Origin of the sequence: Devosia faecipullorum (genome assembly GCF_015158295.1) — a bacterium.
GTDB classification, from domain to species: Bacteria; Pseudomonadota; Alphaproteobacteria; order Rhizobiales; family Devosiaceae; genus Devosia; species Devosia faecipullorum.
Genome location: NZ_JACDXV010000004.1, coordinates 12,560 through 36,770, shown reverse-complemented (window position 1 = coordinate 36,770; position 24,211 = coordinate 12,560). Strand labels below are relative to the sequence as shown.

23 protein-coding genes are annotated in these 24,211 nt (G+C 63.3%); 9 read left to right on the top strand and 14 right to left on the bottom strand.

What is annotated here, in order from left to right; genetic code table 11:
* Positions 1-118: 118 nt before the first annotated feature.
* From H0482_RS10765 to ccoN, 6 genes are read right to left on the bottom strand one after another with little or no spacing between them, the layout of a single operon-like run.
* The gene (locus H0482_RS10765) at positions 119-913 is read right to left on the bottom strand and encodes a DUF2189 domain-containing protein (protein ID WP_193730062.1); all 795 of its coding nucleotides are present in this window, start codon (positions 911-913) and stop codon (positions 119-121) included.
* A gap of 50 nt (positions 914-963) precedes the next feature.
* On the bottom strand, positions 964-1,176 hold the full coding sequence (locus H0482_RS10760) for a hypothetical protein (protein WP_210319159.1): 213 nt from the start codon (positions 1,174-1,176) through the stop codon (positions 964-966).
* Positions 1,173-2,045: a cytochrome-c oxidase, cbb3-type subunit III gene (ccoP, locus tag H0482_RS10755; RefSeq protein ID WP_193730061.1), complete on the bottom strand. Its 873-nt coding sequence runs from the start codon at positions 2,043-2,045 to the stop codon at positions 1,173-1,175. Before ccoP ends, H0482_RS10760 begins: the two co-directional genes overlap by 4 nt.
* Complete coding sequence (locus H0482_RS10750) at positions 2,036-2,209, bottom strand: cbb3-type cytochrome c oxidase subunit 3 (RefSeq protein WP_193730060.1); 174 nt, start codon at positions 2,207-2,209, stop codon at positions 2,036-2,038. The genes ccoP and H0482_RS10750 overlap by 10 nt, the downstream gene beginning before the upstream one ends.
* Before the next feature lies 1 nt (position 2,210).
* Positions 2,211-2,942, bottom strand: a complete 732-nt coding sequence (ccoO, locus tag H0482_RS10745; protein ID WP_193730059.1) for a cytochrome-c oxidase, cbb3-type subunit II — start codon at positions 2,940-2,942, stop codon at positions 2,211-2,213.
* Between the two features lie 2 nt (positions 2,943-2,944).
* The gene (ccoN, locus tag H0482_RS10740) at positions 2,945-4,591 is read right to left on the bottom strand and encodes a cytochrome-c oxidase, cbb3-type subunit I (RefSeq protein ID WP_193730252.1); all 1,647 of its coding nucleotides are present in this window, start codon (positions 4,589-4,591) and stop codon (positions 2,945-2,947) included.
* A 238-nt stretch (positions 4,592-4,829) separates the two neighbouring features.
* Between ccoN and H0482_RS10735 the strand changes: the two genes are divergently transcribed.
* The 4 genes from H0482_RS10735 to H0482_RS10720 are packed head-to-tail and all read left to right on the top strand — an operon-like array spanning position 4,830 to position 7,253.
* Complete coding sequence (locus tag H0482_RS10735) at positions 4,830-5,081, top strand: DUF2249 domain-containing protein (protein WP_193730058.1); 252 nt, start codon at positions 4,830-4,832, stop codon at positions 5,079-5,081.
* Positions 5,082-5,098: 17 nt separating this feature from the next.
* Positions 5,099-6,445 carry a hypothetical protein gene (locus H0482_RS10730; protein ID WP_193730057.1) on the top strand — a complete coding sequence of 449 codons (1,347 nt, stop codon included), beginning with the start codon at positions 5,099-5,101 and terminating at the stop codon, positions 6,443-6,445.
* Complete coding sequence (locus tag H0482_RS10725) at positions 6,442-6,948, top strand: DUF2249 domain-containing protein (protein ID WP_193730056.1); 507 nt, start codon at positions 6,442-6,444, stop codon at positions 6,946-6,948. Before H0482_RS10730 ends, H0482_RS10725 begins: the two co-directional genes overlap by 4 nt.
* Positions 6,945-7,253: a metal-sulfur cluster assembly factor gene (locus H0482_RS10720; RefSeq protein WP_193730055.1), complete on the top strand. Its 309-nt coding sequence runs from the start codon at positions 6,945-6,947 to the stop codon at positions 7,251-7,253. Before H0482_RS10725 ends, H0482_RS10720 begins: the two co-directional genes overlap by 4 nt.
* Before the next feature lie 63 nt (positions 7,254-7,316).
* Here H0482_RS10720 and H0482_RS10715 read toward each other — a convergent pair whose 3' ends face one another.
* The 4 genes from H0482_RS10715 to nirK all read right to left on the bottom strand — a co-directional run bounded on the left by H0482_RS10715 (position 7,317) and on the right by nirK (position 11,499).
* On the bottom strand, positions 7,317-8,522 hold the full coding sequence (locus H0482_RS10715) for an NnrS family protein (RefSeq protein WP_230989584.1): 1,206 nt from the start codon (positions 8,520-8,522) through the stop codon (positions 7,317-7,319).
* A gap of 91 nt (positions 8,523-8,613) precedes the next feature.
* Complete coding sequence (locus H0482_RS10710) at positions 8,614-9,309, bottom strand: Crp/Fnr family transcriptional regulator (RefSeq protein ID WP_230989583.1); 696 nt, start codon at positions 9,307-9,309, stop codon at positions 8,614-8,616.
* Between the two features lie 98 nt (positions 9,310-9,407).
* Positions 9,408-10,298, bottom strand: coding sequence for an SUMF1/EgtB/PvdO family nonheme iron enzyme (locus tag H0482_RS10705; RefSeq protein ID WP_193730053.1), 891 nt, complete (start codon positions 10,296-10,298; stop codon positions 9,408-9,410).
* Between the two features lie 70 nt (positions 10,299-10,368).
* On the bottom strand, positions 10,369-11,499 hold the full coding sequence (nirK, locus tag H0482_RS10700; RefSeq protein WP_193730052.1) for a copper-containing nitrite reductase: 1,131 nt from the start codon (positions 11,497-11,499) through the stop codon (positions 10,369-10,371).
* A 231-nt stretch (positions 11,500-11,730) separates the two neighbouring features.
* Here nirK and H0482_RS10695 point away from each other — a divergent pair, with 231 nt between their 5' ends.
* Entirely contained in the window at positions 11,731-12,174 is a 444-nt protein-coding gene (locus H0482_RS10695; protein ID WP_193730051.1) for a pseudoazurin, read from the top strand.
* A 273-nt stretch (positions 12,175-12,447) separates the two neighbouring features.
* The gene (locus tag H0482_RS10690; protein WP_193730050.1) at positions 12,448-14,952 is read left to right on the top strand and encodes a PIG-L family deacetylase; all 2,505 of its coding nucleotides are present in this window, start codon (positions 12,448-12,450) and stop codon (positions 14,950-14,952) included.
* Between the two features lie 295 nt (positions 14,953-15,247).
* On the opposite strand, the gene solA is transcribed toward H0482_RS10690, so the two are convergent.
* Genes solA through H0482_RS10670 form a run of 4 tightly spaced genes read right to left on the bottom strand, consistent with a single transcriptional unit; the run spans position 15,248 to position 20,911 of the window.
* Positions 15,248-16,420 (bottom strand): N-methyl-L-tryptophan oxidase, encoded by a 1,173-nt coding sequence (solA, locus tag H0482_RS10685; protein ID WP_193730049.1) that lies wholly within the window; start codon positions 16,418-16,420, stop codon positions 15,248-15,250.
* Positions 16,404-17,294, bottom strand: coding sequence for a DMT family transporter (locus H0482_RS10680; RefSeq protein WP_193730048.1), 891 nt, complete (start codon positions 17,292-17,294; stop codon positions 16,404-16,406). Before H0482_RS10680 ends, solA begins: the two co-directional genes overlap by 17 nt.
* Position 17,295: 1 nt before the next feature.
* A complete protein-coding gene (locus H0482_RS10675; RefSeq protein ID WP_193730047.1) occupies positions 17,296-19,656 on the bottom strand; it encodes a PIG-L family deacetylase in 2,361 nt (786 codons plus the stop codon).
* A gap of 25 nt (positions 19,657-19,681) precedes the next feature.
* A complete protein-coding gene (locus H0482_RS10670; protein ID WP_230989582.1) occupies positions 19,682-20,911 on the bottom strand; it encodes an ROK family transcriptional regulator in 1,230 nt (409 codons plus the stop codon).
* A 200-nt stretch (positions 20,912-21,111) separates the two neighbouring features.
* Between H0482_RS10670 and H0482_RS10665 the strand changes: the two genes are divergently transcribed.
* The 3 genes from H0482_RS10665 to H0482_RS10655 all read left to right on the top strand — a co-directional run bounded on the left by H0482_RS10665 (position 21,112) and on the right by H0482_RS10655 (position 24,209).
* The gene (locus tag H0482_RS10665; RefSeq protein WP_193730046.1) at positions 21,112-22,350 is read left to right on the top strand and encodes an extracellular solute-binding protein; all 1,239 of its coding nucleotides are present in this window, start codon (positions 21,112-21,114) and stop codon (positions 22,348-22,350) included.
* A gap of 72 nt (positions 22,351-22,422) precedes the next feature.
* Positions 22,423-23,355, top strand: coding sequence for a carbohydrate ABC transporter permease (locus H0482_RS10660; protein ID WP_193730045.1), 933 nt, complete (start codon positions 22,423-22,425; stop codon positions 23,353-23,355).
* Positions 23,352-24,209, top strand: a complete 858-nt coding sequence (locus H0482_RS10655; RefSeq protein WP_193730044.1) for a carbohydrate ABC transporter permease — start codon at positions 23,352-23,354, stop codon at positions 24,207-24,209. Before H0482_RS10660 ends, H0482_RS10655 begins: the two co-directional genes overlap by 4 nt.
* The last annotated feature ends 2 nt before the right edge of the window (positions 24,210-24,211 follow it).

The window sequence follows — 24,211 nt, the reverse complement described above, 5'->3', positions numbered from 1 at the left end:
TCCTCCCAGAGCGCGGAAATCCTTGCGATTTCCACGTATGCCCTCGGATCAAGCCCGAGGGCAGCACGGTGTTTTTGAACATGCAGAGGCCAAACCGGAGCCCACATGGTTCGCCGTCCTATTCCCCCCGCACCGCCAGATAGGCCTGCCAGGTGGCGTGGCCAAGCAGCGGGAAGATGACGATGAGGCCGACCAGGCCGGTGGCAATGCTGACCAGAACCAGGCCGACAACCAGAACGGCCCAGACCAGCGTCGCCGGCATGTTGTTGGTCACGAGCGACAGCGACAGGCCCATGGCGGAAAAGGCATCGACCTTGCGATCAAGCACCATGGGGATCGAGAAAGCGCCGATGGCGAAGGAGAAGGCCGCGAACAGCCCGCCAATGGCGGTGCCGACAATCAGCATGGCAATGCCGTGCGGGGTGGTGAACAGCATGGCCACGATGTGATCGAAGCCGGGAAAGGGCCGCCAGCCGAAGAACAGGGCATAGAGCAGCACCGCTGCACGGACCCAGAGCAGCATCAGGGTCATCAGCACCGCGCCGACGAAGAACAGGTGCATGCCGCCACGCGGGAACAGCATGGCAAGGAGCGTAACCTTCTCGCCGGACGCCAGCCTTCGGCTTTTTTCGTAAAGGCCGGTGGCCAGAAGCGGGCCGACGACGAGGAAGCCGGCCAGGGCTGGGAACAGGATCTGCGCCCAGTCGAAGGTGAACATGGAATAGATCAGCCCCCAGGACACCAGCGTGATGCCGAGGCCATAGGCAAGGCTCGGGAGCGGGTTGGTCCAAAGGTCGCGCCAGCCGGCAGCGAGCCATTGAAAGGGCGCGCCGGTCGGCAGATTGCGGCTGTGATTGACGGCGCGGGCCAGGGCCGGCTCATAAGGAGGAAGGATGTCAGCGGTTTCGGTCATGGCACTTCCAGATGCGAATGGGTTTGGCTTATCCGTACAGGACGGCCTTCTCAACAGCCCGACTTGGCAGCGCGGAAATGATCGGCGCTGCCATCGGGAAGCTTGAGATGACTGACGCAGTCGGGCTGCGAGGTGAAGGCGACATAGACAAGATGCGCGTTGGCAACGAGCAGGGCGGCGACGATGCCCAGGCCCACAAACCAGCCGAGCCTGCGCCGGCGGGGCCTGGAACCGGAATGGGCATCGCCGTCGCTCATGCTCATGGCGTGGCTGTCCTCATATCCATCACGTACAAGGTGAGAAGGCGGATCTGCGCTTCGCTCAGCCGTCCTTCCCAGGAGGGCATGGTCACCTGGCGACCATTGTAGATCGAGCGCCTGATCGACGAACGATCCCCGCCGTGCGTCCAGAAGGCGTCGGTGAGGTTGGGCGCGCCGGTATCGGTCATGCCCATGGCGTCGTCACCGTGACAGCTGGCGCAATTGTCCGCGAAGAGGGATGCAGCGATCTCCCGGTCGTCCGCCGACATTGTTCCGCGCCCGCCAAGGTCTTCCAGGTAGTCGACGAGCAGATTGATGTCGGCGCCGCTCAACATCTGGTCGCGGCCGAAGGCCAGCATCTGGGCGTAGCGGGTCTCAGGATGCACGGCATTGATGCCGACGCGGATGGTTTCGGCGATGGTGTCGGCATCGTCGCCCCACATCATCGGTGCCTCGGCAATATTGGGATAGCCCAGATTGCCCTTGGCCTCGACGCCGTGACAGCCGGCGCAATTGTCACCGAACAGCATGGGGCCGGTCTGGCGGACGACGGTCATGATAGCATCGTCGCCGGCAAGGCTGTCGAAATCCTCATCGACGAGCCGCGCGGTCCAGACGGAGCGCTCAGTCTCGGCTTCCACCATGCTTTGGCGCACCGCCTCGTGCTGGTCCGAGCCGAGAAGGCCGCGGAAATAGCCGCTGACACCGGGCCAGCTTGGCATGAGCAGCGTCCAGACCAGGCCGAACAGCACCATGGAGATGAGGAAGAACCAGAGCAGGCGCGGCACAGGCGTATTGAGTTCCTTGATGCCGTTCCACTCATGACCAGTGGTCATCTGGCCAGAAAATTCGTCGCGTTCCTTCAGCGCCATGGCCGATCCTCCTCTTCGAGCAGCGGCATTTTGGCAGCCTCGTCGAAGCCCTTCTTGTTGGTGGGCCAATAGGTCCAGGCCAGACAGATCGCGCTCAGCGCGACGAGATAGAACAGGCCGAAGGACTTGGAAAAGCCGACGACGGTTTCATGATCGAAGGGCATCTTATTCGACCTCGTTCTGTGGGCTGGTATGAGCGACATCGGTGAGATTGCCGAGCACCTGGAGATAGGCGACCAGCGCGTCCATGTCGGTGAGCGGACCCTGATTGCCGTCGAAGGCCCGGATATTGGTGGCGTCGCCATAGCGCTCCGCCACGCCCGAGGCTTCGGGACTGTCCGGATTGGCCTGACCATAGGCGTCACGGGTGGCATGGGCGATCTGCTCGTCGGTATAGGGTACGCCGACCGCGCGGAGCGCCGTGAGGTGGTCGCCCAGATCGTCGATGCGCAGCTGGTCACGCATCAGCCAGCGATAGGCCGGCATCTTGGAGCTGGGGACCAGATCGCGCGGATTGTAGAGGTGCGCGACGTGCCATTCGTCCGAATACTTGTTGCCCAGGCGGGCCAGATCGGGGCCGGTCCGCTTGGAGCCCCAGAGATGGGGATGGTCATACTGGCTTTCCACGGCCAGCGAATAGGGGCCGTAGCGGTCCACCTCATCGCGCAGCGTGCGGATCATCTGGCTGTGGCAGGCATAGCACCCTTCGCGGATATAAATATTGCGACCGGCCACTTCGAGCGGGGTATAGACCCGCATGTCTTCGGCCTTTTCGACGGTCTCGTCGATGGTGAAGAGCGGGGCGATTTCCACGAAGCCGCCGATGGAGGCAACGATGATGATGAAGGCCACCAGGCCCATGGCGCTGCGTTCGAGGCGATAGTGAAGTCCGAACATGTTTATTCTCCAGCCTGCATGGCCGGTTTGGCCGGCAGGTCCGCATGGCTTTCCGGCGCGGTTTCGATCGCGGGCATGCGGATGGTCATGACGATATTGTAGAGGGCCGTGAGGGCACCGAGCACGAAGAGCAGGCCGCCAAAGGCGCGTGCGATATAATAGGGGTGCATGGCGTCCAGGCTTTCGAGGAACGAATAGCTGAGCGCTCCGCTCTCGTCATAGGTGCGCCACATCAGGCCCTGGATGACGCCCGAATTCCACATCGCGAAGACGTAGACGACGGTGCCCGACAGGGCGAGCCAGAAATGGACCTCGACCAGTTTCTGCGAGAACAGGCGCTCGCGCTTGAACATGGACGGAGCCACTGCATAGATCGAGCCGAAGGTGATCATCGCCACCCAGCCCAGCGCACCGGCATGGACGTGACCGACGGTCCAGTCGGTATAGTGGCTGAGCGAGTTGACGGCGCGGATGGCCATGAACGAGCCTTCGAACGTGGTGATGCCGTAAAAGATCGCGGCCAGAGCCATGAAGCGCAGCACGGCGTCATCGCGCACCTTGTGCCAGGCGCCGTTGAGGGTCAGCAGCGCATTGCCGGCCGAGGCCCAGGAAGGGACCAGCAGCACGACCGAGAAGGCCATGCCCAGCGTCTGCACCCAATGGGGCAGGGCGGTATAGTGCAGGTGGTGCGAACCGGCCCACATATACATGAAGGTGATGCCCCAGAAGGAAATGATCGACATCCGGTAGGAGAAGATCGGGCGGCCGGCGCGCTTGGGCAGGTAATAATACATCATGCCCAGGAAGCCGGCGGTGAGGAAGAAGGCCACCGCGTTATGGCCGTACCACCATTGCGTCATCGCATCCTGCACGCCCGAGAACAGCGAGTAGGACTTGGCCGCGCCGAACGAGATCGGAACGGCGAGATTGTTGACGATGTGCAGGATGGCCACGACCAGGATGAAGGCCATGTAGTACCAGTTGGCGACGTAGATATGGGGTTCCTTGCGGCGGGCCAGGGTGCGCATGTAGATGGCGAAATAGACCACCCACACCACGACCAGCCAGATATCGGCATACCATTCGGGTTCCGCATATTCGCGGGACTGGGTCATGCCCATGAGGTAGCCGGTGGCCGCGACAATGCAGAAGAGGTTGTAGCCGAGCAGCACGAACCAGGGGCTGAACGCATCCGGCAGGCGGGCACGGCTGGTCCGTTGCAGCACGTGGAACGAGGTAGCGATCAGCGCATTGCCGCCGAAGCCGAAGATCACGCCGCTGGTATGGATGGGGCGCAGGCGTCCGAAGCTGAGCCAGGCGACGTCGAAGGTGAGGTCGGGCCAGGCCAGCAAGGCAGCGACCCAGAAGCCGGCGGCCATGCCGATCACGCCCCAGATCAGGGTGAGGATGATGCCGACCCGGGTGGGCGCGTCATAATATTCGGACAGCCGCTCGGCGGAGGGCTCGGGCAGGTCATAGCCCCGCACCATGGTGAAAAAACCCCAAAGCCCCGCGGCGGCCACCAGCCAGCCATGGACGCCCATGAGGTCGTGCCGTCCGCCGATTGCCATGGCGAGCCCAATCAGAATGAGCCCTCCCAGGACGATCAGGGCGCCCGTTCTTTCGCTGCGCGTAAAATCAGCCACCATTGTCTTGCCCTCAACAATACGTTTCGCGGCCGGATAATAGGCCACGCTAACGCCAAGCCCTAGTCGATTGGCCAGGGCAATCTTTGATCTGGATCAAATATGCTCGGATTCGGCATGTTTTTGTAGCCTTGTTGCGCCGCGACAAAGTGCGCCGCCGGGGCGGCTTCTAGGCTGACAGCATCCCGGTGTTCTGGCCGCAGCCGGGAGCGCGTCGTTCACGGCGGCCGGGATAGAACCGATGACAGATCAGAACGCCGAGCACGACACGATCGACGTGCGCACCATTCCCCCGCGCGAGCGGCATCCGCAAATCTTCGCCAAGGCCAATGGCCTGGCCGTGGGCAAGAGCTTCGTGATCGTCAACGACCACGATCCGCGCCCGCTGCATTATCAATTGCAGGCCGAATATCCGGGCCAGTTCTCCTGGACATATCTGGAAGCCGGTCCCGATGTCTGGCGCGTGGCGCTGGGCCGGGAAGCGGCCGCCTGAGCAGAGGAAGCCCGCAAATGCCGATGGCCAGCATATCACGATGGACCCTTGCCTTTTTCGGTTTTGCGCTGGCGAGCCTGCTCGCCGCGCTGGGCCTGATGAGTGCTGGCTTCGGCTATCCGCATGCAGCGCTGATGGCGCCGCAGACCTTGATCATCGTGCATCTTATTGCCCTGGGCTGGCTGTCGCTGCTGATGCTGGGAGCGCTGCTGCAATTCCTGCCGGTGCTGGTGGGCGGCAATCTGCGCGCCGCCAGATGGGCGCCGCTGGTGCTGCTCCTGCTGGTTGCCGGTCTTGTATTGCTTTTGATGGGTTTTGCGGTGATGGACGGCTGGGGCGGCGTGCCGCCTGAAACGCTGCCGCTGGGCGGATTGCTGCTGCTCGCCGGTCTCTCGGTCGCGGCATTCATCATGTTCGCCACCTTGCTCAACGCCAAGGCCCTGCCGCTGCCCGCCGGTTTCGTCGCCATCGCGGTGATGAGCGCGCTGGTGACGGCGTTGCTGGGCGAAACGCTGGCCAGCGCCATTGCCGGTCTGTTCGGTGGCGATTTCGCTGCGGCGATCATCACCCATGGCGTGCCGCTGCATGCCGGATTTGGGCTCGGCGGCTGGCTGACGCTGGCGGCGATGGGCGTGAGCTATCGGCTCGTCTCGATGTTTCTGGTCGCGCCGGAGCGCACCGGCATGCGGCCGCGCATCGTGCTGTGGAGCGGTCTCGCGGCGCTGGCCATGCTGTGCATGGGGCTCGGTGTGCTGCTGGCCACCAATGCCCCGCTGCCGCTGACCCTGGCCATCGCCGCCATAGCCGGTCTTGCCGCGATCGGCGCCTATGCCGGCGACATCGTGGCGCTTTATCAGGCGCGGCGGCGCAAGGCGCTGGAACTGCATATGGAGGCGGGGCTCGCCGCCTTCGCCGTGCTACCGGCCGGTGCGCTGTGGCTGGTCGTGGCGACTATGCTGGAGAGCGAGGCAGGCATTGCCGCCGCCATCTATGTGCTGGCGTTCGGCTGGCTCGGCGGCCTTGGTCTCGCCATGCTCTACAAGATCATTCCCTTTCTCACCTGGCTCGAATGCTTCGCGCCTTTCATGGGCCGCGAGCCGACGCCGCGCGTGCAAGACCTGGTCCGCGAATCTCGTGCCCGCGCCTGGTTCTGGCTGTATTTCATCGCCCTGATACTCGGCGCAGCAGGCTTGCAGATTGGCTATCCGGTCATGTTCCAATTGGCAGCCGGATTGCAATTGCTGGCGACGCTGCTGTTGACCTACCAATATGGAAGGGCGCGACTGCTCGCCGATCTGCCCGCCGCGTGGCACCATCATTCCCGTCCCCGACTGTTCCTGCCCAGACAAAGGAGCTTCCTATGACCGACCTGGAACTCGATGTTCGTCCCATCCTGCGCAATGGCGGCGAGCCGTTCGGCGCCATCATGGGCGCCGTCAACAGCCTGCAACCGGGCCAGAGGCTGAAATTGTTCGCCACCTTCCGCCCCGATCCCCTGTTCCGCGTGATGGAGACCAAGGGCTTCGGCTATGAGGCCACGCCGTTGGAAGACGGTGAATGGCAGGTGATCTTCATCCCGGAAGCCGCTGATGTAGTGAGCGGCGCATCCACCCCCGAAAATCCCGATTCGTGGGACGATCCTTGTGAATATCTCGATCTTGCCGATCTCGATCCGCCCGAGCCGATGGTGCGGATTCTGAGCCGTCTTGAAGAGATGGAGGACGGCGAGGTGCTGTTCGCGCTCCTGGCGCGCGAGCCGCTCTTCCTCTACCCCGAATTGACGGCGCGCGGCCATGCCTGGGCCGGCGATTTCGACGAGACCGGTGCCACCTACCGCCTGATGGTGCGGGCTGGGAGAAAGCCATGACCATTTCCCGGCGCATGGCGATAGAGGCCGATATTCGCGCCGCCCTGCGCGGCGTGATCGATCCGGAACTGGGTCACAACATTGTCGATCTGGGCATGATCTACGATGTAGACGTCGCCGAGGACGGAGCCGTGCGGGTGGTGATGACCACGACTACGCGCTTCTGCCCGGCTTCGGCATTCCTTCAGGAGGCCGTCACCGAACGGGCATCGGCGGTGCCCGGCGTGACTGCGCTGGTGGTGGAATTGACCTATGACCCGCCCTGGGAGCCGGATCGGGCTTCCCCCGATATTTCCTGGGTCTGAACCCCTCGGGTCGAGCCCGAGGGGATAAGCTTTGGGTGTGGGATCGTGGTGGGAACGCGCGCCTCACTCCGGCCGGGCCTTGCGCCGGCCAAGGATCGCCGGGGCATATTCGGCGACGTAGAAGACGAAGGCCAGCATCCAGCACAGACCGCTTATTTCGATGAGCCGCATGTAAAGGTCAGGCGCGAAATTGGCCAGCGGCCGGAGCAGGGCGGCCAGCAGGAGCAGCACATAGCTAGTGGCGGTTGGCCATGGGGCGGTGAGCGGCAGGCCGGTATGGCCGCGCGTTGCCCGGCTCATGACGGCAAGGGTCATCAGGCCGATGGCGCCGATGGTGAAGACATGCAGCGCCGACGCCTGATCGAGCACACCTAACGGCACGAGAGCAATGGCCAAGAAGCCGAGCGGGATGAAGCCATAGGCGATGTGCAGCACCAGAACGAGCCGTTCCGCGCCCGTCCGCCAGCCCTGCCAGCGGCGAAGCCGCAGCAGGTGGAGAATTCCGGCTAGGGCGGCAAGCAGGGCCGTTGCCGGATGCTGGGGCAGGATAACCCAGGCGGCGAGGGCCGGAAGGCTGCCGAGTAGGGCCAGCGTATCGAGCAGATCATAGGGCGCGGGCAGGGTGATGACGTGGCGCTTCGCCAGCCAGTTGCGGGTGAAACTGGGCACGATGCGGCCGCCGATAATTCCGATCAGCATGATATAGGCGGAAACCGCCAGACGGCTGGCGAGACCGGGATCGTCGCCGAACACGATGAAGGCATGGAAGCCGATATTGGCGACGGCAAGGGCGGCGACGCCGGCCAGCACCTTGAGATCGCGCCACTTTTTACCCGCCACGATTTCGCGCAGGCAGATGGCCAGGAGCAGCGGCAGGAAGGCGCTATCCAGCACGATGGCCAACGGCAGACCGATCATGTCCGGCGCGATCAACGCCAGCCGACCGACCAGCCAGACGGCGAACAGCATGGCGAGCGGCGTGCCCGATACCGGCAGGCGACCGGTCCAGTTGGGAATGGCGGTGAGCAGGAAGCCCGCCAACGCCGCCGACGTATAGCCGAACAGCATTTCATGCGCGTGCCAGGCCGGGCCGCCATAGGAACCGCCAATGGAAACCCCCATGGCGAGGGCCGCGACCCACAATCCCATGGCCAGCACCGCCCAGCAGCCCGCGGCCAGAAAGAACGGGCGGAAGCCATAGGCGAGAATGACCGGCCCGGTATGGGCGAGCCCACGGGGGACGGGTTTGCGGGGAGTGGTGGGAGTCATCATGGCCTCGGAGCGGAATTGGCTTGCAGCTGAGCGCTAGAGGGGATGGACTGCCCCGTCTTTGTCGTGGCGCAAGGTGAGGCCGCCAAGCTCAGCCTTCGCCCTCGGCCAGGGCCTCGAGACGGGGACGGTCGCGGACCAGCAATTTCTGACGCCCGCCCTTGACGATGCCCCGGCTTTCCCAGGCGCTGAAAATGCGCGAGACTGTGTGCAGGGTGGTTCCGGTCATTTCGGCAACGTCCTGGCGGGTCAGGGGAAAATCGATTCGCACCCCTTCGGCCTCCCGCTTGCCCGCCTGATCCATCAGGCGAAGCACGGCATGGGCGACACGGCGCTCGACTTCCTCGGTGGCCATTTCGCGGATGCGGGTATGCGCTTCCTGCAGGCGCTGGCCGATGCTGCGCATGGCGTTGATGGCCAGATGCGGATTTTGCTCGACGAAATGCGCCCAGACCTCATTGGGCCAGCAGATCACCACGCTTTCGGCGGCCGCGATGGGGGTACCGGGATAGTCGTCGCGCTGCAGGGCCTGCGCGAAGCCGAAAATATCGCCCGGATGCACCACGCGGACGATGATCTGCTGACCCTCGGGCGTGACCTGCGTCACCTTGAGGCGGCCATGCAGCAGCAGGAAGAATTGCGTGGCCTTCTGGCCTTGCTCGAACACGGTTTCGCCCGGAGCAACGCGGCGCATGATGGCGCGCGACAGCAGCCGGTCAAGGTCGGAATCGCTCATATTGGCAAAAAGCGGCAGGGCGCGCACCAGTGAACGGTCGATTTCGGCCAATGCGCAGTCCTCCGGTTTTTGATGCGTCTGGGATACATCAAAAACTGGAAGATAGAAACCTGTGCCGCGGTCGCACCCCTCCGGGCCGGACTGTCGGCTCACAGCCCGAAACGGGCAAGGAGCTGCTCGTGCCAAGCCGGCCGGCGCACGAGGCGGAAACCGAGATTGTCCGGAGGCGTGCCGACCGAGCAGCCGCCGCTCCTGGCATCGCGGATAAAGCTGCTCATCGGGGCGCGGTGCTGGCCTTGCAGCACGCGGATCGTGCAGGCGGGGGCCGTGCTGATCACCACGCCCGCTGCATCGACACGCACATTGGTCTGGCAGGTATCGGTCCATTCCCAGACATTGCCGGCAATGTCCTGCAGGCCATTTTCATTGGCGCCGTAAAAGCCGAGTTGGTGGGGTATGGGGTCCGAGACGCGCTTGCGGGCCGCTTCCTTGCGGTAATCGGCAATCCAGCGCAGGGCAGGATTGGTGTCGTCGCCCTCCAAACCCAGCGCATCGTCGGCAAAGCGCTCGCCGGCGGCATAGGCCCATTCGGCGTCGCTGGGCAGCGTCCATGTCTGACCCGTCCGGGCCGAGAGCCAGTCCGCATAGGCCATTGCGTCATTGAAGCTGACGCCCGTGGCCGCGATATTGCCGGTTCCGATATTGCGCGGTTCGGCCCGAGCACAGGCATTGTCGGCCACGCAGGCGGCATAGTCGGCGGCGCTGACCTGGTATTGCATGATGATGAGGGGCTGATCGAACGTCACCTGAATTTCCGGCGCATCCACCTGACGCCCTTCGCGCAGATAGGTGTCGGGCGCGCGGTAGGTGAGTGTTCCCGGAGGCAGGGTGACCGTTGCAGGGGCAACTGGATGACCCTTCTGCGTAAGGGCGGGGAAGGGCGCGAGCTGCGCCGCCAGTCCGCCCAGAGCCAGCAGGAGCAGGCCTGCCGGCAGCAGAAGTCCAGTCATATCCTTGGTCAGTGCAGCTTTGGCTGTCATTTCCGCCTCCGGGAGAAGCCGGCGCTTGCAGGAAAAGCGCCGGTTAGCGTCGCGTATCGTACCGAGCGGGTCAGATCGGGCTCGGGGCCAATACGCTGGTCATCAGGTCGTCGTCCCAATCACCCTCGACCACGAAGTGACCGGCGGCGCCGAGTTCGAAGGCCTCGATCAGGTTGTGGTTCACATAGGCGTACACACCCGGCTGGAGGAACGTGTAGAACGCCGCTCCCGCCGCGCCGCCCGGGATGAACCAGGTTTCCTGGTCCACATCGGCCGGGGTGTGGAACTTGCCCGATGGCCAGACGAAGTCGCCGTGGCCGCCGATCAGGTGCGGCCGCGTATCGCGGTTGGCCTGCGAGTGGACGATCAGCACCTTTTCCCCAACATTGGCCTTGAGGGCATTGTCGCCGGTCAGGGCGCCGACGCTGCCGTTGAACACGACATGGCTGGGAATGAGCGTCCGCATGGCGGCAAGCGCATCGTCGTAGCCATCGGCGATCGTGTCATAGGCCTTGTAATTGCCGTCCTCGTCCTTGGGGATGTAGAAATCCTGCTCGCCCACGTAATAGACCCGGTCATAGGTGAGCAGGTTGCCCTTCGGATCCCGTAGGCCATCGCGCGGCAGCACCATGATGGCTCCGTTCATGCCCGCCGTGACGTGCCAGGGCACCATGCCCTCGGGCGCGCAGTGATAGACGAACACGCCGGCCTTGGTGGCCTTGAAGCGCAGGATGGCCTTTTCACCCGGATTGACATTGGTGAAGCCGGCCCCGCCCAGCGCGCCGGTGGCGGCGTGGAAGTCGATATTGTGCATCATCAGGTTGTGGGCGGGATTGATCAGCGTCAGCTCGACATAATCGCCCTCATGCACCACCATCAGCGGGCCGGGGATCGAGCCGTTGAAGGTCATGCCCCAGATTTCGGCGTCGTCGGCCACTTTGTGGACCATCTCTTCGATCGTCATCGTGAATTCGACGATTTTCGGACCGCCGACCGCGACTTGATCATGTGCATGAACAAAGGGCGGGGCGACGAGCTCGACCTTGACGCGCGGAAGTGTGTTGATGTCGACAGGCGCGGTTGCGGTGGCGGCAATTTCCTGTGCTGCCGCGGGCAGCAGTGCAGCGAGCTGGGCGGCGGCTCCAACGGCCACTGCGCCACCGAGCAGGGCACGCCGCGAAACAAAATTCTGACCAGCCATTTTTCTTCTCCGTGGTATGACGCATCTGTTCGCGTCTTCATTCGGACAATATTGCCGGATAAGGAGGGCATCCTTGTTGGCCATCAAATTAGTGAAGAAAATCATCGGATTAAACGGAAGGGATGTTTGATCGGGATCAAAGAGCCGACAGTAATAAGGGGTTAGAAGGTCGTCTCAGGAACCGCTCTTGCTTTCCCCCCGACACTGGTTCCTGAAGAAGGAGAACTCCCGATGCGTGCTATTGCTCAGACCCTCGTCGCCCTGGTTGCCCTTGGCGGATTCGCGGCGCCTGCCCTGGCGGCCGATTATGAAGTGCACATGCTCAATAAGGGCGAGGCAGGAACCATGGTGTTCGAGCCGGCGCAATTGCAGATCGAGCCCGGCGATACGGTCACCTTCGTGCCCACCGACAAGGGTCACAATGTCGAAACCATCAAGGATCTGATCCCCGAGGGCGCCGAGACCTTCAAGAGCAAGATCAACGAGAACTTCACCGTCACCTTCGACGTGCCCGGCATCTACGGCCTGAAATGCACGCCGCATTATGCAATGGGCATGGTGATGGTTGTGGCTGTCGGCGAAGGCAATGAAAACCTCGACGCGGTCAAGGGCGCCGATGTGCCCAAGAAGGTCGGCGAACGCTTCGCCGCTGCTTTTGAGGCCCTGGGTCTCTGACACCCCGCCACTCCCGGTAAAGCCGGTCGAAAGATATGCGCCTCGAGCCTTCCAAGGTTCGGGGCGTTTGCTGTTTTGGGGTATTCCACAGGCCCGGATTGAAGATGTGATCGGGCCGAAAGCCAGGCATTCCGGGGCTGTCGGGAAGGGGTGGGATGAAATTCAATTAACACACTTGAGTTAAGTTAATGGGTCTGCATAGTCGTCTCACATGACCGCAGCACATGGCCGTGGAGGGCCAGGCTGCTGAAAGGTCATGGAGAGGAAGTACCAATGACTCGTTTGACGCGGCGTACCTTTATCGCCTCCGTGCCGCCCCTCTTGGCGGCGACGCAGATTCCCGCCTGGGCGGCTCCGGCCTCCAATCTGGAACTGATTGCGGCTCAGAAGGGTGAGCCCGCCCTTGTCCGGCTCTACCGCCAGCTTGAGCGCCTGACATCGACTGTCACGCTGATGACCACTGGTGCGCATCCGGACGACGAGCCCAGCGGCATGCTGGCGGCCCTGCGCCATGTTTATGGCATCCATCCGGTGCTCTATTGCATCACCCGTGGCGAAGGCGGCCAGAACGCCATCGGCCCGGAGCGGGGTTCGGTTCTCGGCGTGTTGCGCACCCGCGAAATGACCGAAGCCTCGCGCGCACTCGACGCCTCGCTGGCCTTTGGCGGCCAGGGCCACAATGACAGCGTGCACGATTTCGGTTTCTCCAAGGATCCCAACCAGACCATCGACCGCTGGGGCAGGGACCGCGTCATCGAGCGCATGACCTGGGCGTTCCGCTACTATCGCCCCGACGTGATCATGAACTGCTTCCTGGATGTGGGCGGCCAGCATGGTCATCACCGCGCCGCCAATGTCGCGACCTTCGTGACCGCCGAGATTTCCGGCAATGCGGATGAATTCCCCGATCAGATCGCAGCCGGCCTCAAGCCGTGGAGCGTTCCCAAGATCTATCAGCCCGCATGGGGCGGCGGCGGTGGCGTCTATGACGACGAAACTCCGCCCCCTCCGCAGACCCTGGTGGTCCGCGCCCCCGAACGCGATCCGATTTCCGGCGCTACCTTCCCGCAAATGGGTGAATGGTCACGTTCCTGCCACCTGACGCAGGGCATGGGATCCTGGCGCCCCGATCCGCAGACCGAATGGCAGCTCAACCTGAGCTGGGCCGCCAATGGCGAAGCCGGCAAGCAGGAATCCGACATCCGTGAAGGTCTCATCGCCACTGTCGGCCATGTCGCCGCGCTCGATGGCATGCCCGCTTCGGCGGCCGACGCGCTGCGCAATGCGCAGGGCCTGATCGATGAAGCCATTTCCGATTATGGCGATCCGGTTGCCGTGACCGGCAAGCTGGTGGAAATCGGCAAGGCCATCGCCGAAGCCCGCGCCAGCCTGCCCGAGGAACTGGAATTGCAGGCCGGTCATCGCCTCGATCGCAAGATCAAGGAAGTCGATCTGGCGCTGGCTACCGCTGCCGGCATGCATATCCGTGCCTTCACCGATGGCGGCGACCTGCGTCCGGGCCAGGACATCGTGGTCAAGGCCATCGTCGATGCGCCGGATAGTGTCACGGTGGAATCGGTTGCGGTCATCGCCCGCGACGGCATCAGCAGCGAATCCGCTGAAGATGGCGTCAAGGTTTCGATCGCCGCCGACGCGGCGCTGACCAACCCGCTCAACGAGCAGTTCGACCCCCTCGGCGGCAATGGCGACGCCTATGTGCGGCTGACCGCCAATGTCGGGGGCTACAAGGCAGTGCTCGATATCGACCTGGAAGATGCCCTGCGCGTCTTGCCGGAAGCCTCGCTGGAACTGAAGCCGGATGCGGTGGTGTTCAACACCGAAAAGGACATCACGCCGGTCGAAATGAGTGCCGTCGTTTCCGGCGCCACCACTGCCGATCTTGACTTTGACCTGCCCGCAGGCTGGTCGATGACGGCAAAGGGCGAAACCGGATCGGAAGCGGGCACGTTCGAGCTGGCGCCGCCGGCAGAACTGGGCACAGGGCGCATCACTATCGCTCCCAAGCTGCTCGACAAGCAGGCCTATGCCATCAATGTCTTCTCCTATCCCCATATCGGCCGTTCGGTGGTTCCGACGGAAGTGGCGGTGCCGGTGCAGTCGGTTGGCGCCATCATTCCGGAAGGCAAGATCGGCTATATCGGTGGCGGCAACGACAATGTGGCCATCTGGCTCAAGCGTCTTGGCGTCAACCTCAAGGAGCTGACCCCGTCCGACATGGAAACGGGCGCCTATCGCGACCTCGATACCCTGGTCGTCGGCATCTTCTCCTTCGGTCGCCGCAAGGATCTGGTGGCCGCGCTGCCCGGCGTGCATGAATGGGTCAAGAAGGGCGGGCATCTGGTGACGCTCTATCACCGTCCGTCAGATGGATGGAACAACGATACGGTGCCGCTGGCCTACCTCAAGATCGGTACGCCTTCGATCCGCTATCGCGTGACCGACGCCACCGCGCCGGTGACGGTGCTTGAGCCCGATCATCCGCTGCTCAACTATCCCAACGTCATCACTGAGGACGATTGGGCCGGTTGGGACAAGGAACGCGGGCTCTACTTTGCCTCGGAATGGGATGAGGTCTACAAGCCGCTGCTGGCCATGAACGATGCGGGCGAAGACCCGCTGACCGGCTCGCTGCTCTCGGCGGAGATCGGCGAAGGCCGCCACACCCATACCAGCCTCGTGCTGCATCACCAGCTCGACAAGCTGACGCCTGGTGCCTTCCGCATCATGGCCAACCTGATCCAGCCAGCTCGGCGCTGATCTGGCATTCGGCTCGCGGTGACCTCCCCCGCGGGCCGTTTTCGCCGCTGTTGCGGCAAGAACCCTCGGCCTCTGTTCCTGGGCCGGGGGTTTTTTGATCATTTCATCGTTTCAGTGAAACGATGAAATGACCTAGATCGGCACTATCTTATTGTTATCACATCGTTTTTGCAGAAAACCGGATTCCACTTTTCTGCACGATGCTCTAAACCTTTGTTTTTTCGCGTTTCCGAACCGCAAGACCGGTTCTACTTTTGCTGCAAACGCTCTGATTTCGTGTATCAGCGCTTCAGTTTTACGTCAGCAGCCGAGCCAGGTTGAAGCTCGAGAGGTCGATTGAGGATTTCCCTTCAAGCGCCCATTGGGCCACGCTTTCGCCGATAGCGGCGGAATGCTTGAAGCCGTGGCCGGAGCAGGGGGAAACGACAAGGATATTGTCGTGCGCCGGATGGCGGTCGATGAGGAATATGCTGTCGGCGGTGGCGGTATAGATGCAGGTTGCCGTGTTGACGACTTGCGGCGTTACCCCTTTGAGCCGACCTTGCACATGGGCCCGGAACATGCGCTCGCTATCCGAAGGGGGGACGCTCCGCTCGATCCGGTCGGGATCGCTAGCATCACCATAGAATTCGTCGGCGGTCTTGAAGCTCCGTCCGTCGAGCGAGGGGAATCCGTAGAAGAAGCCGTCCTCACTATCGCCATGAGGCCACATGAAGACCGGCCCCCGCGTCCACGATTGGGGGGCGTCGGCGGCGAGCGCGAACCAGTGCATGACCTGCCGCGTGGGCTTCAATATCCGGTCGAACGGCGCGCCGAGCAGGCCGGGCGCCCAGGGGCCGGCGGCGACAATGGCCTGTGTGGCAATGATGGTGTTGCCATCAGCCAGGTGCACTACGACGCTGCCGGATTGCGCATCGATCTTGACGACCTGCTGGCCGGTGAGAATGGACGCGCCGAGTTGCCCAGCGCGTTCGAGTTGGGCCGATACGCAGGTTTCGGGCACGAGATAGCCGCCGCCTGGCTCGAAATAGCCGATCTCGGTATCGGTCGGCGACATATGCGGATAGCGGTGGCGGACTTCCGCCGCGTCGATGATTTCGTGGGCGATGCCATAGCGCTGCGCGGCGGCGATGGAGCGGCGGATGAAGCCGGTGCGACCGGGGCGCACGACATCGTCATCATGCTCCGAGACGATGAGGCTGCCCACTTCATGGAACAGCACCTTGCCGGTTTCCTCTTCCAATTGCCGCCAGATCTCATGCGACCGCGCCGCGAGGGGAACATAGAATTCGCCTTCGCCGATGCCGCGCCGCGTGATCCGGGTTTCGCCATGGGTCGAGCCATGGATATGGGGCGGGTGGTGGCGGTCGATGCCGACGACGCGGGCGCCACGCCGGGCAAGTTGATAGAGCGCGGCGCTGCCCATGGCACCGAGGCCGATGACGGCAATGTCAAATGTCTGAACCATTTCCTGGCGTTTCCCTGGCTGGATAGCGGCGGTCGAGGCGCGCGGTCAGCGCCAATGCGAACAGAATTACCAAGATGCCGACAAGCGTCGTCCAGGCCGGAATTTCGCCAAAGGCGAGGAAACCGGCAAGGCTGGCCAGCACGATGGACAAATAGCCGAGCGGCGCCAGCACATTGGCCGGCGTCGATTGATAGGCGCGCAGATAGCAATATTGACCGACCTGGGCGATCACCCCGATACCCAGCAGCAGCGGCCAGGACGAGGGCGCGACCGGCTGCCAGGCGAGGCCGGCGGGGATGGCGGTGAACAGCGTCAGGCCCACAGTGTAAAAGACCATCAACACCGTGGTGTTCTCGGCCTTGAGCGCCCGTGTCTGCACCGTGGCCAGCGAGCCGAACAGGACGGCGGCAAGCGCGGCGATAATGCCGCCACTCCAGGCGATTTCGCCCGGCGCCACCATGATCAGGACGCCGAAAAACCCGATGGCCGCGCCGATCCAGCGCCAGGGGCCGGAGCGCTCGCCCAGCATGAAGGTGGCGAGCGCCAGCACCACCAGCGGTCGCATGAAGCCGATGGCATTGGCCAGTGCCAGCGGCAGGGCGGTGAGTGCGGCGAAATTGGCGTTGAGCGCGGCGGTATTGCAGAAGACCCGAAAGGCGTGGCGGCCCCATTGCCGGGTCTGGCGCAGGGCGTGGCGGTGACGCCAGGCGAGGGGCAGCACACTGACCAGCCCCACCAGCGAGCGGATGAACACCATCTGCACGGCGGGATAATCGGCCCCGCCGAGCTTGACCATGACGGTCATGATGGTGACGAGGCTCATGTCGCAGAGCAGCCAGATCATGCCAATATTCGGCGCCGCCGCCTTGGGCATGTCAGGCTCTTTGCAGCAGATTGGCCATGATGCGGAACGCGCCGGGCACCAGCCTGTCGAGCTGGTGGTGCAGGACGAGGCTGGTATGGGTATGGCGGCCCTTGCCGATCTCCGCCGAGAGCAGCGAGCCAGTCAGCGCCTCTTCCCCTTCATCGCTCATCGACAGGAGCGGCTGATAGGCCTTGTCCCATTCGGAGGCGAAATAGAGCCCGCGTTCCTTGTCCCAGCCGGCGAAATCCTCCGCCGTGATGCGGTTGGGGCCGCGGAAAAGCTGATGTTCGGGCGCCAGAAGCGTGACCGGTGCGGCTGGATTGGTGACGCGCCAGCGCAGCGAGGGCGAGCCGATCACCAGCCGGCGCGGCGGCGTGGAATCGGGGGACCAGCCATCGGACGGGCGGTGGTAAAGCGTCACCAGATGGCCCCCTTGTTCCACCCAGTCGCGCAGCCGGCCATTGGCCGCCGCCAGATCGGGACGGGTGCCGAAAGCGAAGATGCCCACGATGATGGTATCGAATTCGGTCAGGGGGCCGGCAAGCGCCTCGGCGTCGAGCATGACGGGCCTGGCGCCCATGCGGTCCAGCCAATGACCGACCCGGTCGCTGCCGCCGCCGATATAGCCGATGCGGGATTCAGGCAGGACGAGATCGAGGGCGAGGATGTCGAGGGTGAGGGGGCGCACGAAACGGGTGCGCCCGATATGGGGGTAATCGATTGGCGCGACGACATGCGCCAGCTGGCCGTCAATGGAAACGGGGAGATGATAGCGACCGGCCACGAGGCCGGGATCGGCGGCGAGGCCAAGCTGGTCGCCATCGCGCACCAGCGTCAGGCCCGGAATTGTCGCAATGTCGAGCCCCGCGGCCTGGCTCTGTGGCCGGACGGTGATCGGATTCGAGCCCTGGGCCGGCAGCGGCAGGATCAGCGCTTCGGGCGAAAGGACCAGCGGGTGGGGCGGGGAAACCTGGAACGGCTCCTCGGTGTCGACGCTGAACGAAATGGGCGTCCCGGCGACATGCGCATTGACCCGCAGTGACAAAATTCCGTTGCCGCCGAGGCTCTGCCAATCGGGAGCGAAGGCATTAATGACCGGCGCATCGGGACGGACGGCAAGAGGGATCGTGGCGGTACCGTCGATCCTCTGCGCGGCAACGGCTTCGAGGGCGTCGCCGGTGATGGGTGCGACCTCGATCATGTCGGCCTGGCCGGGCTCGACCTCCACGATGAGCTCGACATTGCCGCCGGGAACGACATTGGCCGAGGATAGAGCGGCGGTGACCCTTATATTGGCCGCCGATGCGATGGCGGCGTCGATTTCCACCAGCTTTCGCGACAGGCGGTGGCCATGCAGGGCGAGAGTTTCGGCGTCCAGTGCGTCTCGGGCTCGGGCAATCGCTGTCCGCGCCGTCACCAATGCGGCGATGATGGCGGGGGCATCGGGAAAGGCGGCGACGGCTTGTGCGATGGCGGCGTCGGCCTCGGCGAGCGAGGGATGATCCGCCAGATCGGCAAGACAGAGCGGCAGGTCGATATTGATGTCGGCTTCAGCGCTGCCGCCGACCAGATGCAGATCCCATTCGGTCAGTATGGGGCGCCAATGCCCCATATTCTGGCTGCCATGATAGGCGCGGGAGATTTCGCCCATGCGGTCGAAGGACAGCCCGGTGGCTGAATCGGGGCCATGGGCCCGCACGACGGTGGTCGCGGGCGGGGGCGGCACTTCGTCATCGTAATAGCCGTTTTCGCCGCCGGTCCAGGCCGGCAGGTAGTATTTGGCGACGCGCCAGGGTTTCAGCCCCTCGCGCGCATGTTCTGGGAAGCTGGCCGGGTCCGCCGCGAGCGCCAGGGCAATTTCCGCGGCCTGGGTCATGGCCCGGTGATGGCCGTGCTGTCCGGGTACGTCGAGGAAGGTGGGAATGACGATGTCGGGACGGAACTGGCGATAGGCGCGCACCAGCCGCTCGATGGTGCGGTCACGGCCCCAGCGGGAGAGGGTATCCGGGCCGGATTTGGAAAAGCCGAAATCATGCACCGGATCGTCCGGTCCATGGCCGAGCCAGGCGATATCGGCATCAATGGCGCGGGCGGATTCCTCCATCTCACGGCTGCGCATGACGCCCAGCGCGCCGCCGCGTTCGGGGCCGAGCGTATTCTGGCCGCCTTCGCCGCGCGTCGAGCAGGCAATGACGACGCGCATTCCATATTGATGGCGCAGCGTCGCCAGCATGCCGTTCTGTTCGTCGTCGGGATGCGCGCCGGTATTCATGAGGGTGAGCGGAGAGCGCAGGCGCCCCAGCGCATGGTGCAGGGCGACGAGGTAGGGCTTGGCTGCCTGGTTTTGGAGCCGTTGGCGACTGGACAACATCAGCAAATTCCCGAACAAAAAAAGGTCAGCCTGCCGGGGCGGCAACACTGAGATGAGGCGAAACCGTATCGAGCAGCGGCAGGGCGGCGGCCCCGAGCGCGGCAGTCAACTGGCCCGTCTGCCCGCGCGCGACGCGCGGATGCGTGCGTTGCAGGCGGGTCGCCACCGAGACCGGCAGCGGCTCCAGCGCCGCGATCACCGCATCGAAGACGGAATCGGGCAGGCCGCCGCCGAAGATCACCGCTTCGGGGTCGAAGATGTTTTCGAGCATGGCGACGGTGGGCGCGAGATAGTCGGCGGCCATTTTTATCCAGTCCAGCAGGGTCTGGTTGTTTTCGTCATGCAGCTTCTGGATGTCCTCGACATTGGCCGTATAGATGCCGGCCATTGCCAGGCGCTCGCGCAGTGCGAAGACGGAAACCAGCCGTTCGAGCGCGCCCGCCGGGCCATAGACGCCCTTGCCATTGCGCGGCGTGAGCCCGACATGGCCGATCTCGCCGGCATTGCCGAATGCGCCGCGCATCGGGCGCCCGTCCTGAATGACGCCGAGGCCGAGGCCGACGCCGAAATAGAGGTAGCAGAAGCTGCCCAATTGCCTGCCGGCGCCGTAAAGCCGCTCGCCGACCACGGCGGCGGTGGCGTCGTTTTCCACAACCACATGCTGGCCGGTCGCCTTGGCGAAAAGCGGCGCCGGATCGACGCCGGTCCAGCCGGGCAGGGTGGCCGGACCAACCGAGCTCATGCCTTCGATCTCGAAGGGGCCAGGCATGACGACGCCGATGCCGAGCAGCGTGCTGCTGTCGGCGCCCAGAGAAGCCTGCAATTTCCGCACTTCGCCGGCAGCGCGTTCAGGCACGACGTCCGGGCCCTGGCCGTCCGGGGTCAGCGCGACGATGGACTGGCCACGCACGCCGCCCGAAAGATCGAGCAGCACCGTCACCATATGGTCGGCGGCAACTTCGATGCCGGCGGTCATCGGGCCATTGGGATTGACGGCAAACTGGATCGGCGGCTGACCGCGGCCGGAGCGCAGCCGCCCGAGTTCGATCAGTAGGCCCTCATCGAGCAATTCTTCGACGATATTAGCCACGGCCTGCGGAGTGAGCTGCGCGCGGCGGGCGATTTCCGTGCGTCCAAGATGCTCATGCATGCGAATGACTTCGAGGACGACCCGGCGATTGTGAGCGCGATTGCGCTCCGGATTGGAGCCAATGGCAACGCGCTGACGCAGATTGCGTTTGCTGCGGCTATTCAAGATGGGCTTTCCTCCGGGCGCGCTACTGCTAGCACATGAAACTGAAACCAAACTAGCCGGGGCACATAATAACTCAAGTAGATTATTTTATTGACAAGCGAAGGTCACATATTCCACGCTAAGGGTGGATTGGCGGTCGTGCGCCTGTCTCGCACCAGAGTTGGCCACCGGAGGATCGGCGGCCCTACAGGAGGGATTGAATGTTCACCAAAGCAAAGATGACGGCGCTTGCGGCTGGCATTAGCTTTTTGGCACTGGGCTCCGCCCAGGCTGTGGAAATCGAATATTGGCAGTATGTTTTCGACAGCCGCGTCCAGGCAATGGACAAGCTGATCGCAAATTTCGAAGCGGCCAACCCGGATATCACCGTCAAGCACACCACTTTCCCCTATGCCGATTACCAGACCCGCGTCGTTGCGGCCAAGGTTGCCGGCCAGGGTCCGGACGTCGTGCAGCTGTTTTACGGCTGGACCGACCAGTTCGTGAATGGTGGGCTGATCAAGCCGCTTGATCCGGCTGTGTTCCCGCATGACCAGATCGAATCGGAATTCTTTCCGATCGTTTCGGCGATGAAGCGCGGCGAAGACTATTATGGCCTGCCCACTGCCGTGCGCTCGCTCGCATTGTTCTATAACAAGGCGATCTTCGAGGAAGCTGGCGTCCAGCCCCCGAGCACTCTCGACGAATTGCTGACGGCCGCCGAAGCCACCACCAAGCGCGATGGCGGCGGCAACATCACCACCGCCGGCATCACCATGGACATGGCCGGCCAGGACCACCATTGGTGGCGTGAAGCCCTGATCCGCCAGTTCGGCGGTGTGCCTTACGACGCTGAAGGCAATGTCGCCTATGACGACGCTGCCGGTGCTGCGGCGCTGAAGTTCTATACCGACCTTCAGACCGAGCAAAAGGTCGGTCTCATCGGCTTCATGGATGAAGGCCAGGCTGCATTCCGCGCCGGCATGGCCGCAATGACCATTGACGGCACCTTCCGTCTCGGCGCCTTCGCCAGCAACCCGTTCGAGTGGGGCGTTGTCGAACTGCCGGCCAATGAAGATGGCCTGCGCTCCAACTATTCGAGCTATTTCGCCAATGCCATCGGCGCGACTGCCGAAGGTGAAGAGCTGGAAGCCGCCCAGAAGTTCCTCGCCTACATCTCCTCGCCCGAGGCGATGGAAATCTGGCTGGAAACCGTTGGTGAACTGCCGGCTCGCCGCGACGTCGCCCTGACGGACGCCAACCTGGCCGACCCGATCCGTGGTCCCTTCCTCAAGGGCCTCGAATATGCGTACACCACGCAGTTCTATGACGAAGCGGCCCAGCGCCAGACCTCGATCGACATGGTCAACCGCGTTCTGCTCGAAGGCCAGTCGATCGAAGATGCGATCGCCCAGGCCGCCGCAGCCGAACAGGCCATCATCGACGGCGGCCGTCAGTAAGCCTAACGTCCAGACAATTGACCGATGGCGGCGTCACGCCGCCATCGGTCGCATGCTTCCCAAGGAGCGATCATGGCGTCGGCAAACGCAACTTCCCCCGCAGGCCCGTCTCGCTTCTGGGATCGCCTGAATATCGGTACCAAGCGTGTGATCTGGGCCTGGGCCTTTCTGGCCCTTCCGATCATCTTTTACGCCGGAATCCGGTTTTATCCCACTTTTCAGGCCTTCTGGCTGTCGCTGACCAATTGGGACCTGCTGCGGCCGGCCCAGTTTATCGGCTTTGCGAATTACCAGAAGATGTTCGCCGATCCGATCTTCTGGAAGGTGTTTCAGAACACGTTCCTCTATCTGATCATCGGTACGCCGGTCAGCCTGGTGATCTCCTTCATCATCGCCTATTACCTCGACCGCGTGCGGTTCATGCACGGCTTCATCCGCGCACTCTATTTCCTGCCCTATCTGACCACGGCGGCGGCCATGGGCTGGGTGTGGCGCTGGTTCTACCAGCCCGTGCCAATTGGCGTGATCAACGGCTTTCTCAGCACGATCGGTATTGCCCAACAGCCTTTCCTGCGCTCGGTCGATCAGGCGCTGATCTCCATTCTCATTCCGGCGATCTGGGCCGGACTCGGCTTCCAGATCATCATCTTCATGGCCGGGCTGCGCGCCATCCCCTCGACCTTCTACGAGGCCGCGCGCATCGACGGGCTGGGTGACGGGGCCATTCTGCGCAAGATCACCATTCCGCTGCTCAAGCCCACCACCGTGTTCCTGGTCGTGTTCTCGTCCATCGGCTTCCTGCGCATTTTCGACCAAGTCTACAACATGACCACCAATGATCCGGGCGGGCCGCTGAACGCGACCAAGCCGCTGGTGCTCATGATCTATCAGACTGCCTTCTCGTCCTATCAGATGGGCTATGCCGCGGCGCAGACCGTGGTGCTGTTCACTATCCTGCTCATCGTATCGCTGCTCCAGCTCTATGTGCTGAGGGAAAAGAAATGACCGCCATGACCGAAACCAGGGAACTGGCGGCCAATCGCCGCGAAATTCGCCCCGGCCGCATCATCGCCTGGACGCTGCTGCTGATCGGCGGGCTGATCATGATTACGCCGCTGCTGTTCATGTTCTCGACCTCGCTCAAGACCTCGGGCCAGGTCTATGACCTGCGCCTCATCCCTGCCGCGCCGACACTCGACAATTACATCAAGGTTCTGGGCGATGGCCGCTTCATGCGGTGGTTCCTCAACTCGACCTTCATCGCGCTGACGGTGACGCTCTCCAACGTGTTCTTCGACAGCCTCGTGGGCTACACGCTGGCCAAGTTCGAGTTCCGCGGCCGCTATTTCATTTTCCTCGCCATCCTCTCGACGCTGATGATCCCCACCGAAATGCTGGTGATCCCGTGGTATCTGATGTCCAGCCAGCTCGGATGGATCGACTCCTATTGGGGCATCATGTTCCCCGGCATGATGACGGCCTTCGGCACCTTCCTGATGAAGCAGTTCTTCGAGGGCGTGCCCAATGACTTCCTCGAAGCGGCGCGTGTCGATGGGCTCAACGAATTCACCATCTGGTGGAAGATCGCCATGCCCATGGTGGTGCCGGCTATTTCGGCCCTCGCCATCTTCACCTTCCTGGGCAATTGGACGGCGTTCTTCTGGCCGCTGATCGTGACCACGTCCAAGGAGCTTTATACGCTGCCGGTGGGCATCTCGAGCTTCTCGGCGGAATCGTCCATTCAGTGGGAGCTGATCATGACCGGCGCCGCTATCGGCACCATTCCGACGCTCCTCGTATTCCTGGCTCTGCAGCGGTTCATCGTGCGCGGCGTCATGCTGGCCGGCCTCAAGGGTTAAGC